Below are 12,385 nucleotides of genomic sequence, written 5' to 3'. Positions count from 1 at the left end.
CCCTCGCCGCTACACCGTCCCCCGGGGACGGACCCCCGCAAGCGTAGTCGGCCGTCCGCGCGCCGGCCCGACGCTCACCCCCGCCGGGGCCGGCCGGTGATCACCATGAGTGTCCCCGGCCGGTACGGTGGCGCGGTGCTGACTCAAGGAGTGGTGCTCAGCAACCGGTACCGGCTGGGCGAACGGGTGGCGACCGGCGGCATGGGCGCGGTCTGGCGGTGTGTCGACACGTTGCTGGACCGCGAGGTGGCGGTGAAGGTGCTGCTCCCGGCGCTGGTGGAGGACCCGGAGTTCACCAGCCGGTTCCACGCCGAGGCCCGGATGATGGCGGCCCTGCGGCATCCGGGCATCGTCGCGGTGCACGACTTCGGCTCGGCGACGCTGGCCGACGGCAGCCAGGTCAGCTACCTGGTGATGGAGTACGTCGACGGCGAGCCGCTGGTCACCTGGATCCGGCGCGCCGGCCGGCTCGACCCGACGTCGACCATGTCGGTGGTGGCGCAGGCCGCCGCCGCGCTGCACGCCGCGCACACCGCCGGCATCGTGCACCGGGACGTCAAGCCGGGCAATCTGCTGGTGAAGCGGGACGGGACGGTGGTGCTGGTCGACTTCGGCATCGCCCGGTCCAGCACGATGGCTTCGCTGACCGCCGCGCACATGGTGCTCGGCACGGCCTCGTACATGTCGCCGGAGCAGGCGGTCGGCCAGCCGGTCTCGGCGGCCACCGACGTCTACGCGCTCGGGGCGGTCGCCTACTACTGCCTGACCGGGCAGCCGCCGTTCGTCGGGGAGAACCCGTTGCAGGTGGCGCTGCGGCACGCCCAGGAGGAGCCGGCGCCGCTGCCGCCGGGCACCCCGCCGGCGGTGGCCGAGGTGGTCGCGCGGGCCCTGGCCAAGAGCCCCGGTGACCGCTGGCCCAGCGCCGCGGCCCTGGCCGACGCCGCCCTGGACGCCCGGGACGCCACGCTGGCCGTGCTGCGGGTGCCGCCGCGTCCGCCGTGGGCGCTGGCGGGTCCGGCCCTGCCGGCGCCGACCGGGCCGTTGACGCCGTCCGGCCCGTTGACGCCGTCCGGCCCGTTGACGCCGTCCGGCCCGTTGACGCCGTCCGGCCCGTTGACGCCGTCCGGCCCGGCGGGCGACCCGTCGAAGGCGGCGTCCGCCGGAGCGCGGGACACCGGCACGGGGACCGGCTCGGGAGCACTTCCGGCCGGACCGCCGACGCCGCCCGCCGCGGGGACCGGGGCGCTGTCCGGCGCGGTCTCCACGCCACCCGCGCCGCCCGCCGGCCCCGACCGGCGTTCCGGCCCGGGCGCTGCTCCCCTCCCGCCCGCCGGGCCTGGAACCGGCCCGGCACAGGTTGCCGGCCCAGGGCACGGACGCGGACCCGGGCCCGCCCACGGTGGCGCTACGCCGGCGGGGCAACTGGGCGGTGAGGGGATTGGCGTCGGCCCCGGAACCGTGGCGCCGCGGTGGCAGCAGAGCGGCCCACCCGCCACACCGGCGGGCGGCACACCCGCTCCGACCGGGCACCCGGCTGGCGCGCCCTTCCCGGCCCCCGGGCAGCCGTATCCGGGCGGGCCGTACCCGGCCGTGGTGGGCGGCCAGCAGGCGACCCCGCCCGCCGGCTACCCCAGCCGGTTCGTCGTACCGGAGACCACCCCGACCCGGGAGGACCGGGCCGGCGGCGCGGCCCGGCGGCGCCGGCTCGCCCTGGCCGGCGCGGCGGGCGGGGTGGTGGCCGTGGTGGCCGCCGTGGCCGCCGTGGTGGCGCTCCAGCCCGACGAGCCCGCCCGGGGCGGCCCGGCGCTGACCGCCGAGTCGGAGTCGGCGGCACCGGTGCTGCCGGGCCCGAGCGTCAGCACCCGGGGCGGGAAGCCGAGGCCCAGCGCGAGCGCCACCGGCTCCCGGCCGGCCTCGGCGACGCCGACCGCCGGGTCGACCGGCACGACGACGGGCCCGGGACCGAGCGCGTCTCCCACCACCTCCGCTCCGCAGCCGGGGACGACCACCACCCCGCCGGCGAGGACCAACCCGTACACGCCGGCCCAGGTCTGCGGCAGCGGCTACCAGGTGATCGACTCCGCCTCGTTGACCGCGAACGGGGTCCGGCGGGGAAAGGTCTACCTGCTGTGGAACGAGGCGGCCAAGGCCAACTGCGTGGTCACCATGAAGGTGACCGCGGTCGGCGAGCGCACCACGGCGTCGGCGTTCCTGGAGGTGCAGGGGAAGACCCGCGCCACCGACAGCGGCGCGTTCGAGTACTACGCCGGCCCGGTCCGCGCCGGAGCCGGCGGGACCTGCGTGAAGTGGGGCGGGGCGACCGGCGGCGCCAGCTACGCCAGCGGATTCGAGCACTGCGGCTGAGCCCGGGCCGGGCGGCGACCGCAGCCCGGGCGGCTTTAAGGTACGGGCATGTCCGTTGACGGCTGGAACACGGTCCTGGTGCTCGGCGGTATCCGCTCGGGCAAGTCGGAGTTCGCCGAGTCCCTGGTGGGTGACGCCCCGTCGGTGCGCTACGTGGCGACCTCCGCCGACGCGGACCCGGACGACACCGAGTGGGCCGCCCGGCTGGCGGCGCACCGGGAACGCCGGCCGGGCAGCTGGACCACCGAGGAGACCGCCGACGACCCGCGCCGGCTGGCCGACGTGATCGCCTCCGCCGGGCCGAACGAGACGCTGCTGGTGGACGACCTGGGTGGCTGGGTGACGGTGCTGCTCGACCCGGCGCACCAGCCCGCCGACGACGTGGCCACCATCGCCGAACTGGCCGCGGCGGTGCGCGCCAGCGAGGCGCGGATCGTGCTGGTCAGCCCCGAGGTGGGGCTGTCGCTGGTGCCGACCACCCCGCTGGGTCGGGCCTTCACCGACGCGCTCGGCGCGGCGAACCGGGCCGTCGCGGACGCCTGCGACGCCGTGGTGCTGGTGGTCGCCGGTCAGCCGACCTGGCTCAAGCCTGCCGTCACTCCGCGCGCGGCCGGGGTGCCCGCCCAGGCCGGCCCGGCCCGCCACGACGTGACCGCCGCCGCCGCGCCGGCCGAGGCGCCGCTGCCGGACGTGCTGACCCCGACCGCACCCGCCGCGCCCGCCGCACCCGCGGAGACCAACGGGACCGCCTGGGCGGCGCCGACCATGGCGCTGCCGATGGTCGCCACCGGCCTGGTCATCCAGCCCGGCATGGAGCTGCCCATGCCGGACGAGTACGCCGGCCCGCAGGCCGTCGACCGGCTCGCCACCCTGGACGTGGCGGGGGCCGGCTTCGGCGAGCTGGAACGGGTCGTCGGCTTCGCCGCCGCCACCCAGGGCACCGCGACCCCCGCCCCGTGGGCGAGCGTGCGGGTGCTGCTGCTGCACGGGGACCACCAGGGCGGCGCCGCCGCCGGCACGGTCCCCGGCGAGTCGTCGCGCCGGGCCCGGCAGGCGCGGGCCGGCCGGGGCGCGCTGGCGAGGCTGGCCGCCGAGAACGGCGCCAGCCTCCAGGTGGTGGACACCCCGTCCTCGGCGCCGATGGAGCAGGAGCCGGCGCTGGCCGGCGCCGCCGTGGAGTCGGCCCTGCGCTACGGCTGGCGGCTGGCCGAGGAGGCCGCCGACGCGGGCGTACAGCTGCTGGTGCTGGGGGCGTGCGGCGCCGGCACGGAGGCGGCCGCCGCGGCGGTGCTGGCGGCGACCGCCGGCGCGGAGGCCCCGGCGGTGCTCGGCCGGGTGATCACCGCCAGCGGCGAGATCGACGACGCGGCGTGGATGACCCGCTGCGCGGCGGTCCGGGACGCGCTGCACCGGACCCGCCGCTCCCCGCGCGACGCCAAGGACGTGCTGGCCGAGCTGGGCGGCGGCGACATCGCGGTGGCCACCGGCGTGCTGCTCGGCGCGACCGCCCGCCGGCTGCCGGTGATGCTCGACGGGCCGGTCGGCGTGGCCGCCGGCATGATCAGCCGCGACCTGGCCGGGCAGGCCCGGCACTGGTGCGTGCTGGCCGACCACGGCGGCCACCCGGCGGTCCGGCTCGCCGCCGACGTGCTCGGCCTGACCCCGCTGCTGGACCTGCGGCTGGACCTGGGCGAGGGGGCGAACGCGCTGACCGCGCTGCCGCTGCTGCGCTCGGTGCTGGCGCTGGCCGCCGCGCTGCCCGCGCACCCCCGGCTCGGCGGCGGGGACCCCGACTCCGACGAGCCGGACTTCGCCGAGCCGGAACCGGCGGGCCCCGGCCCGACCACCGTGGAGCCGGACGGCACCGAGCCCGACTTCAGCGAGCCAGACTTCAGCGAGCCGGAGCCCGCCGGCCCGGGGCCGACGACCACGGAGCCGGACCCGTCCGGCCGGCGTGCCGGCTGAGTCGCGGGTCGTCGACGGCCTGCGGCTGGCGCTGACCACCTTCACCACACTGCCGGTGCGCGCCGGCCGGATCGACCGCCCGACGGCGGGCGCCGCGATGGCGCTCGCCCCGTTGGTCGGCGCGCTGCTCGGCGCGGTGCTCGCCGGGGTGCTGCTGCTGTTGGCCGCGTTCGCTCCCCCGCTGGTCGCCGCCGGGGTGACGGTGGGCTGCGCCGCCCTGCTCACCCGCGGGCTGCACCTGGACGGGCTGGCCGACACCGTGGACGCGCTGGGGTCGTACCGGCGGGGAGCGGCGGCGCTGGAGATCATGAAGAAGCCGGACGTGGGGCCGTTCGGGGTGGTCGCGCTGGTGGTCGTACTCCTGCTCCAGACGGCGGCCCTCGCGGAGCTGGCGGGGCGGTCGTGGCCGGCGGTGCTCGCGGGCGTGGTGGCCGCGACGGCGGCGGGGCGGCTCGCGGTGACGGTGGCCTGCCGGCGCGGGGTGCCGGCGGCCCGGCCGGAGGGGTTGGGCGCGCTGGTCGCCGGGACGGTGGGACCGGTGGCGCCGGCGGTCGGCGCGGTCGCCGTCGCGCTGGCGGCGGTGGCGGCGGTGCCGGGCCGCCCGTGGCAGGGGCCGCTCGCCGTCGCGGCGGCGCTCACCGTCGCGGTGGGGCTGCTGCGCCACGTGGTACGCCGGCTCGGCGGCGTCACCGGCGACGTGCTCGGCGCCACCGTCGAGGTGGTCACCACGCTGGTCTACCTGGGACTGGTGCTGTCCGGCTGAACGCGGCACCCGGCGGCGGGTAGCGTTTGCCCCGACAGCACCGGCACGGCCTTCCGGGGGACGACTTGCTCATCACGGACGACTTCCTCCCCATCCCGGTGCCGGAGTCGCTGAGCGCGACGTACCTGGTGCCGATGGCGGGGCTGCCCCGGGTGAGCCCGAAGACGGCGGTACGGGCGCTGGAGGGCCGGCTGGCCGAGCCGGTGCACGGGCTGGCAACGCAGATGCTGGACAGCCCGCTGATGACGGTGGACACCCGGTCGATCGACGAGTTTCCGCAGCTGCCGCCGGACCTGCTCACCGCGTTCGGCGCCACCGAGGCGCAGCTCGGTCGGCTGGCCGCGGCCAGCCATCTGGTGGTGGTGCAGGCCGAGTACCGGCCGGGCTGGCCGCCGGCGCACGAGTGGGCGGCCCGCGCGGTGGCCGCCGCGGTCGCCGAGTCCGTCGACGGCGACGTCGTGGACGTGTTCGGGTTGCAGTTCCTCGACCCGGCGGCCGCGCTGCGCTCGCTGCCGGACGCCGAGGGCCGGGTACGCCTGGTCGACTGGGTGCTGGTGCCCTACTCCTCCGACGCGGAGGGGCTCTGGTTCACCACCAAGGGGCTGCGCCGATTCGGCCTGCTGGAGTTGCAGACCCAGGGCGTGCCGGACCACCTCACCCGGGCCTGGGGCGCGGTGATGACCGGGGCCGCCCGGCGGCTGCTGCGGGACTGGACCGACGGGCTGGCCGGCGAGGAGGTGCCGGCGTTCGTGCAGCTGCCCGTGCTGGCCACGGTGACCGGGCACGACATCGCGGTGGCGTACGGCAATCCGGAGCAGCACGGCGCGACGGCCCCGGTGCTGCTGCGGCTGGAGCTGGACCCGGCCACCGACCCGGAGGCCGACTCGTTCCTCAGCCTGCGCCCGCCGCCCGGGCACCCGGGCCCGCCCGGGAAGTACTTCGCCGCGGCCTGCGCGACGCTCTTCTCCGGCATCCAGCCCGACGTCCGCTACGCCCGGCCGGGTGACGCGATGAGCAAGGCGATCGCCACCGCGCGGGCCGGGCTGGACGACATCCGGGCCCGGTTCCTCGCCGGCAAGCTGCCGCCGGAGTCGCAGCTCGTGGTCAAGTACGGCCTGCCCGGCGACGAGGGCCCCGAGTTCGTCTGGGCCGGGGTGACCTCCTGGGAGGTGCCGGAGCGGCTCGTCGGCGCCAGCGCCAGCGACGCCAACACCGACCCCACCGTCCGGATCGGCTCCCCCGTCGTGATCGAGGCCACCGACGTGGTCGACTGGGCCCTCCTCGACGGCACCGGCGTCATCGAGGGTGGCTGGACCCAGGCCGTCCTCGACGCCGGCGAACGGCCCGGCCCCACCCACTGACCCCTCCCCACCCGCCCGACCTGCCCCGCCCGACCTGCCCCGCCCGACCTTGTTGATCAAGAAGTTCGCGTCAGGATCCGGGTGTCCGGGCGACGCAAACCTCTTGGTCAACGTGGGTCAGGTAGCGGGGGTGGGGCGATCAGGGTGTTGGTGCGGGCGGCGCGGGCGGCGCCCCAGGCGTGGAGGGCCTCCAGCACCGGAACGAGGGTGCGGGCCTCGTCGGTGAGGTGGTACTCGACGTGCGGAGCGCGCGGGGTGCCGCGGTCCACCCGGGTGACCAGGCCGTCGGCCTCCAGCTCGCGCAGGCGCTGGACGAGCATCTTCTCGCTGACGTCCGGCATCCGCCGGCGCAGCTCGCCGTAGCGGTGCACGCCCTCCTTGAGGTGGGCGAGGATCACCGGCCGCCACTTGCCGCCGATCACGTCGACGGCCAGCTCCACCGCGCAGTGATAGCGCTTCGGCATCGGGCACCCTACTTACCGGAAAGTGCGTACTTGATCACGCGTCGGATCGGGTGGTGGGCTGTCGGCATGATCGTCGAGTACATCAGGTACCGCGTACCGCAGGAACGCCGGGCCGAGTTCGTCCCGGCGTACGCCCGGGCGGCCCAGGCCCTGGACGCCGCCCCCGAGTGCCTCGGCTACGAGCTGAGCCGCTGCGTGGACGACCCGGCCGCCCACATCCTCCGCATCCGCTGGACCTCCGCCGAGGCCCACCTCGACGCCTTCCGCACCGGCCCGCACTTCCCCGGCTTCCTGACGGAGATCCGCCCCTGGATCCAGGACATCGAGGAGATGCGCCACTACACCCCCACCGAGGTCACCTCCACCCCCTGACCCGCCCCCGGCCCGCGTCGATCATGAGGTTGACGGCGATGTCGATCTCCCGGACCGCGGCCAACCTCATGATCGACCGAACTACTTGACCGAGGGGGTCACGAACGGGGGGCGGGTGACGCGCATCTGGGCGCGGCGGCCGCGGATGTCGACCTCGACGAGGTCGCCGTCGGCGAGCTTGGCGTCCGTGTCGAGCAGGGCCAGGGCGATGCCCTGCTTCTTGGTGGGCGAGAACGTGCCGCTGGTGATCGTGCCGAGCTCGGTGTCGCCGGCGTAGACGGTCATGCCGGGGCGCGGGATGGCCCGGTCGACGGCCTCGAGGCCGCGCAGCGTACGGCGCGGGCCGGCGGCCTTCTCGGCGAGCAGCGCCTCGCGGCCCCAGAACGCCGGCTTGTCCCAGCCGACCGCCCAGCCGGAGCGGGCCTGCACCGGCGTGATCTCCAGCGACAGGTCCTGCCCGTGCAGCGGGTAGCCCATCTCGGTGCGCAGCGTGTCCCGGGCGGCCAGCCCGCAGGCCCGCAGCTCGTACGCCGCACCGGCGGCGAACAGCGCGTCCCAGACCGCGACGGCGTGCTCCGCCGGCACCACCAGCTCGTAGCCCAGCTCCCCGGTGTAGCCGGTGCGGCAGACGGTCAGCTCCACTCCGGCCAGGGTGGCGGCGGAGAAGCTCATGTAGCCGTGCTCCACCGGCAGGCCCAGCCCGCCGAGCAGTTCCGCCGAGCGCGGGCCCTGCACGGCCAGCACCGCGTACGCCTCGTGCTCGTCGGTGACCGTGATCCCGGCCGGCGCGGCGGCGCGCAGCCGGCGCACCACCTCGGCGGTGTTCGCCGCGTTCGGGATGAGGAAGACGTGGTCGTCGGCGTGCAGGTAGGCGATGATGTCGTCCACCACGCCGCCGGTCGCGTCGTCACAGCAGAGCGTGTACTGCGCCCGGCCCGGGCCGATGCGGCTTAGGTCGTTGCTGAGGCAGGCGTTGACGAAGTCCGCCGCGCCCGGCCCGGTGACCCGCGCCTTGCCCAGGTGGGAGACGTCGAAGACACCCACGGCGGTACGCACCGCCGTGTGTTCCTTCAGCACGCCGCCGCCGGCGTACTCCAGCGGCATCTCCCAACCCCCGAAGGGGGCGAACTTGGCGCCGAGAGCGGTGTGCCGCTCGTGCAGCGGGGAACGGCGCAGCCGGGTCGCGGCGGCGTCGGAGGTCACGTCCGTCATGGGTGGCAACTTACCGGGGTACCCGCCGCTGGTTAGCATCGGCGGGACCCGCCGCGACAGCCATCGGCGGGACAGCCAAGCTTCCGGCGGGTAGGTTGCCGCCGGAGACCTTCATCGCCGGTACGCGGCGACGCGACCGGCCCGGCCCGCCCGGAGTAGCTTCAGTGACATCGCCCAGCACCACCCTGAGCCTGGTCGACACCGACCCCGCCGAGCTTGCCGTCGACGCGATCGTGATCGGCGTGCACAGCCAGACCGGAGAGCAGGACGCCACGAGCGGCCTCGCCGGCACCCTGCTGCTCGCCAGTGGCGCGGAGAGCATCGCCGCCGCCTTCGACGGCAAGCTGACCGAGACGCTGGCGCTGCTCGGCGCGACCGGCGCTCCGGGCGAGGTGACCAAGCTGGCCACGCTGGGCACGGTGACCGCGCCGATCGTCGCCGCGGTCGGGCTCGGCCCCGAGCCGACCGGCGCCGCCCCCGCCCCGGAGACGCTGCGCCGGGCCGCCGGCGCCGTCGTCCGGGCGCTCGCCGGCGCGCCCCGGGTGGCGCTGAGCATGCCGCTGCCCGACGACGCCGACGCCCCGGCCGCGCTGCGCGCGGTCGCCGAGGGCGCGCTGCTCGGTGGCTACCGGTTCGCCGGCTACAAGACCAAGCCGCAGCCGACCCGGCGTACGCCGGTGGCCGAGGTGCTGATCTCCGTGCCGGACGCCGGTGACGCGACCGCCCGGGGCGAGATCGACCGGGCCACCGCGGTGGCCGGTGCGGTGCGTACCAGCCGGGACTGGGTGAACACCGCCCCGAACGAGCTGCGTCCGCCGGCCTTCGCCGAGGCCGTCGCGACGGCCGCCCGCGCGGCCGGGCTCGGCGTCGAGGTGCTGGACGAGGAGGCGCTGCGCGCCGGCGGGTACGGCGGCATCGTCGCCGTCGGGCAGGGCTCGGAGGCCCCGCCGCGCCTGGTCAAGCTCACGTACACCCCGTCGGGCGGCGGCAGCGGCAAGCGGGTGGCGCTGGTCGGCAAGGGCATCACCTTCGACACCGGCGGCATCTCGATCAAGCCGGCGCAGGGCATGTGGGAGATGAAGTCGGACATGGCCGGGGCGGCCGCCGTCGGCGCCGCGATGCTGGCGATCGCCGCGGTGAAGCCGTCGGTGGCGGTGACCGCGTACCTGCCGATGGCGGAGAACATGCCGTCGGGCACCAGCTACCGGCCGGGTGACGTGATCACCATGTTCAACGGCAAGAAGGTCGAGGTGCTCAACACCGACGCCGAGGGCCGCATGATCCTGGGCGACGCGATGGCGCGGGCCTGCGCGGACGGCACCGACTACCTCTTCGAGACGTCCACTCTCACCGGTGGGCAGGTCATCGCGCTGGGCAAGAAGATCGCCGGCGTGATGGGCACCCCGGAGCTGTGCGAGCGGGTCAGGGCCGTCGGCGAGTCCGTCGGCGAGCCGGCCTGGCCGATGCCGCTGCCGGACGACGTGCGCAAGGGCATGGACTCCGACGTCGCGGACATCTCCCAGGTCAACGCCGGCATGGACCGGGCCGGGCACATGCTGCAGGGCGGCGTGTTCCTGCGCGAGTTCGTCACCGAGGACGTGGCCTGGGCGCACATCGACATCGCGGGCCCGGGCTACCACTCGGGCGAGGCGACCGGCTACTGGACGAAGGGCGGCACCGGCGTCCCGGTCCGCACCCTGGTGCAGCTCGTCGAGGACGTCGCCGCCAACGGCTGACGCCCACCCGCGACCCACGATCGGGGCGCCTCCCACACTTGGGAGGCGCCCCGCCCGCATTCCACCCGGCAGCCGGCCCCGCTTCCCACGCCCCGCGCCAAGGTCGACCCCGTTTGCGGCGTGTCGCGGTGTCAGCCCGCCCGGACACCGCGACACGCCGCATCTCGCGGGACGGCGCACGGCGACGCCCGGCCGGGCGAGGCAGGGCCGGGCAGGGCCGGGCAGGGGTCAGAAGAGTTCGGGGCGGCGTTTGCGGCGCTCGTTGTAGTCGCGCATCCGCTGCGGGTAGCCCATCAGGCGGACGTCGTAGATGGGGATGGCCAGCCGGTGGGCGAAGCGGCGGGCCCCCTCGGGGCCGTCGACGCGGCGGCGGGTCCACTCCCCGTCGTCGGCGATCAGGATGACCGTGGTCTCGGTGACCGTGGTCCGCGGCTCGATGTACGCCTCGACGCCCCGCCGGGTCCGGACGAAGTCCTCAAGATGGTCCAGATCGGCCCGGTCGGCGGGGCGGCCACGACTGACCGCGCCCGTCTGCTTTCGTCGCCGGAATAGCCCCACCGACTGTCTCCTCCCCCGTCCGTCATCGAAGACGGTGCCAAGAGTACGTGTCGACGACGTGTCGTTGGGCACCTCGGTACGCGCCCCGCATCCCCTAGTGACAAGATGACCGAGGTGGGGTGTGTCCCTGTTACCCCTCCGTGACCCCCGATGCAGCGACGCGACCTGGGAGTTGGACGTGAGCGAGCCGAACGAGACCTTCGACATCGTCATTCTCGGAGGTGGCAGCGGCGGCTACGCGGCGGCGCTGCGCGCCGCCCAGTTGGATCTCTCGGTCGCGCTGATCGAGAAGGGGAAGCTCGGCGGCACCTGCCTGCACAACGGCTGCATCCCCACCAAGGCGCTGCTGCACGCGGCCGAGATCGCCGACCAGACCCGCGAGTCCGAGCAGTTCGGCGTGAAGGCCGAACTGGTCGGTATCGACATGGCGGGGGTCAACTCGTACAAGGACGGCGTGGTCTCCCGCCTCTACAAGGGCCTGCAGGGCCTGGTGGGCAGCGCCAAGAACATCACCTTCGTGGCCGGCGCCGGCAAGCTGGTCGGCAAGAACGTCGTCGAGGTCGACGGCAAGCGCTACACCGGCCGCAACGTCGTCCTGGCCTCCGGCTCGTACGCCAAGAGCCTGCCCGGCCTGGAGATCGACGGCGAGCGGATCATCACCAGCGACCACGCGCTGACCCTGGACCGGGTCCCGGCGTCGGTGATCGTGCTCGGCGGCGGCGTGATCGGCGTCGAGTTCGCCAGCGTGTGGAAGTCCTTCGGCGTGGACGTCACGATCGTCGAGGCGCTGCCCCGCCTGGTCGCCGCCGAGGACGAGGAGTCGTCCAAGGCGCTGGAGCGGGCCTTCCGCAAGCGGAAGATCAACTTTAAGGTCGGCAAGCCGTTCGAGAAGGTCGAGAAGACCGACAACGGCGTCAAGCTGACCATCGCCGGCGGCGAGACCGTCGAGGCCGAGCTGCTGCTGGTCGCCGTCGGGCGTGGTCCGAACACCGCCAACCTCGGGTACGAGGAGCAGGGCGTGAAGATGGACCGCGGCTACGTGCTGACCGACGAGCGGCTGCGCACCAGCGTGCCGAACGTCTACGCGGTCGGTGACATCGTGCCCGGCCTCCAGCTCGCCCACCGCGGCTTCCAGCAGGGCATCTTCGTCGCCGAGGAGATCGCCGGCCAGAACCCGGCCGTGATCGACGAGGCCGGCATCCCGCGGGTCACCTACTCCGACCCGGAGCTGGCGTCGGTGGGTCTGACCGAGACGAAGGCCAAGGAGCAGTACGGCGCGGACAAGGTCAAGACCTACAACTACAACCTGGGTGGCAACGGCAAGAGCCAGATCCTCAAGACGGCCGGCTTCGTGAAGCTGGTCCGGGTGGAGGACGGCCCGGTGGTCGGCGTGCACATGGTCGGCGCCCGGGTCGGTGAGCTCGTCGGCGAGGCGCAGCTCATCTACAACTGGGAGGCGTACCCGGCCGAGGTGGCGCAGCTCGTGCACGCCCACCCGACGCAGAACGAGGCCCTGGGCGAGGCGCACCTGGCCCTCGCCGGCAAGCCGCTGCACGCGCACGCCTGATCGAGAACTGATTCCGCGGCGTC

General features: G+C 75.2%; 10 protein-coding genes. 7 read left to right on the top strand and 3 right to left on the bottom strand.

What is annotated here, in order from left to right:
- Window positions 1-135 precede the first annotated feature (135 nt).
- The 4 genes from ACTMS9_RS08355 (at window position 136) to ACTMS9_RS08340 (ending at window position 6,453) form a co-directional block, all read left to right on the top strand.
- The gene (locus ACTMS9_RS08355; RefSeq protein ID WP_441164614.1) at window positions 136-2,364 is read left to right on the top strand and encodes a protein kinase domain-containing protein; all 2,229 of its coding nucleotides are present in this window, start codon (window positions 136-138) and stop codon (window positions 2,362-2,364) included.
- A 48-nt stretch (window positions 2,365-2,412) separates the two neighbouring features.
- Window positions 2,413-4,329 (top strand): bifunctional adenosylcobinamide kinase/adenosylcobinamide-phosphate guanylyltransferase, encoded by a 1,917-nt coding sequence (locus ACTMS9_RS08350; RefSeq protein ID WP_441164613.1) that lies wholly within the window; start codon window positions 2,413-2,415, stop codon window positions 4,327-4,329.
- Window positions 4,319-5,092 carry an adenosylcobinamide-GDP ribazoletransferase gene (gene cobS, locus ACTMS9_RS08345; protein WP_441164612.1) on the top strand — a complete coding sequence of 258 codons (774 nt, stop codon included), beginning with the start codon at window positions 4,319-4,321 and terminating at the stop codon, window positions 5,090-5,092. Before ACTMS9_RS08350 ends, cobS begins: the two co-directional genes overlap by 11 nt.
- Before the next feature lie 65 nt (window positions 5,093-5,157).
- Window positions 5,158-6,453 carry a DUF2314 domain-containing protein gene (locus ACTMS9_RS08340; RefSeq protein WP_441145380.1) on the top strand — a complete coding sequence of 432 codons (1,296 nt, stop codon included), beginning with the start codon at window positions 5,158-5,160 and terminating at the stop codon, window positions 6,451-6,453.
- Between the two features lie 107 nt (window positions 6,454-6,560).
- Here ACTMS9_RS08340 and ACTMS9_RS08335 read toward each other — a convergent pair whose 3' ends face one another.
- Window positions 6,561-6,917 carry a winged helix-turn-helix transcriptional regulator gene (locus ACTMS9_RS08335; protein ID WP_441145382.1) on the bottom strand — a complete coding sequence of 119 codons (357 nt, stop codon included), beginning with the start codon at window positions 6,915-6,917 and terminating at the stop codon, window positions 6,561-6,563.
- 66 nt (window positions 6,918-6,983) lie between these two features.
- Here ACTMS9_RS08335 and ACTMS9_RS08330 point away from each other — a divergent pair, with 66 nt between their 5' ends.
- The gene (locus tag ACTMS9_RS08330; RefSeq protein ID WP_441145384.1) at window positions 6,984-7,289 is read left to right on the top strand and encodes a putative quinol monooxygenase; all 306 of its coding nucleotides are present in this window, start codon (window positions 6,984-6,986) and stop codon (window positions 7,287-7,289) included.
- An 81-nt stretch (window positions 7,290-7,370) separates the two neighbouring features.
- Here ACTMS9_RS08330 and gcvT read toward each other — a convergent pair whose 3' ends face one another.
- The gene (gene gcvT / locus ACTMS9_RS08325) at window positions 7,371-8,501 is read right to left on the bottom strand and encodes a glycine cleavage system aminomethyltransferase GcvT (RefSeq protein ID WP_441145386.1); all 1,131 of its coding nucleotides are present in this window, start codon (window positions 8,499-8,501) and stop codon (window positions 7,371-7,373) included.
- 164 nt (window positions 8,502-8,665) lie between these two features.
- Between gcvT and ACTMS9_RS08320 the strand changes: the two genes are divergently transcribed.
- Window positions 8,666-10,237, top strand: a complete 1,572-nt coding sequence (locus ACTMS9_RS08320) for a leucyl aminopeptidase (RefSeq protein ID WP_441145388.1) — start codon at window positions 8,666-8,668, stop codon at window positions 10,235-10,237.
- A 228-nt stretch (window positions 10,238-10,465) separates the two neighbouring features.
- On the opposite strand, the gene ACTMS9_RS08315 is transcribed toward ACTMS9_RS08320, so the two are convergent.
- Window positions 10,466-10,795 carry a hypothetical protein gene (locus tag ACTMS9_RS08315; RefSeq protein WP_441145390.1) on the bottom strand — a complete coding sequence of 110 codons (330 nt, stop codon included), beginning with the start codon at window positions 10,793-10,795 and terminating at the stop codon, window positions 10,466-10,468.
- 178 nt (window positions 10,796-10,973) lie between these two features.
- Between ACTMS9_RS08315 and lpdA the strand changes: the two genes are divergently transcribed.
- Window positions 10,974-12,362 (top strand): dihydrolipoyl dehydrogenase, encoded by a 1,389-nt coding sequence (lpdA, locus tag ACTMS9_RS08310; protein WP_441145392.1) that lies wholly within the window; start codon window positions 10,974-10,976, stop codon window positions 12,360-12,362.
- Window positions 12,363-12,385 lie beyond the last annotated feature (23 nt).

This window comes from Micromonospora sp. L31 (assembly GCF_052068075.1).
Taxonomy (GTDB): domain Bacteria; phylum Actinomycetota; class Actinomycetes; order Mycobacteriales; family Micromonosporaceae; genus Micromonospora; species Micromonospora purpureochromogenes.
The sequence above is the reverse complement of the archived record's forward strand: the minus strand, read 5'-3'. Positions and strand labels throughout refer to the sequence as shown.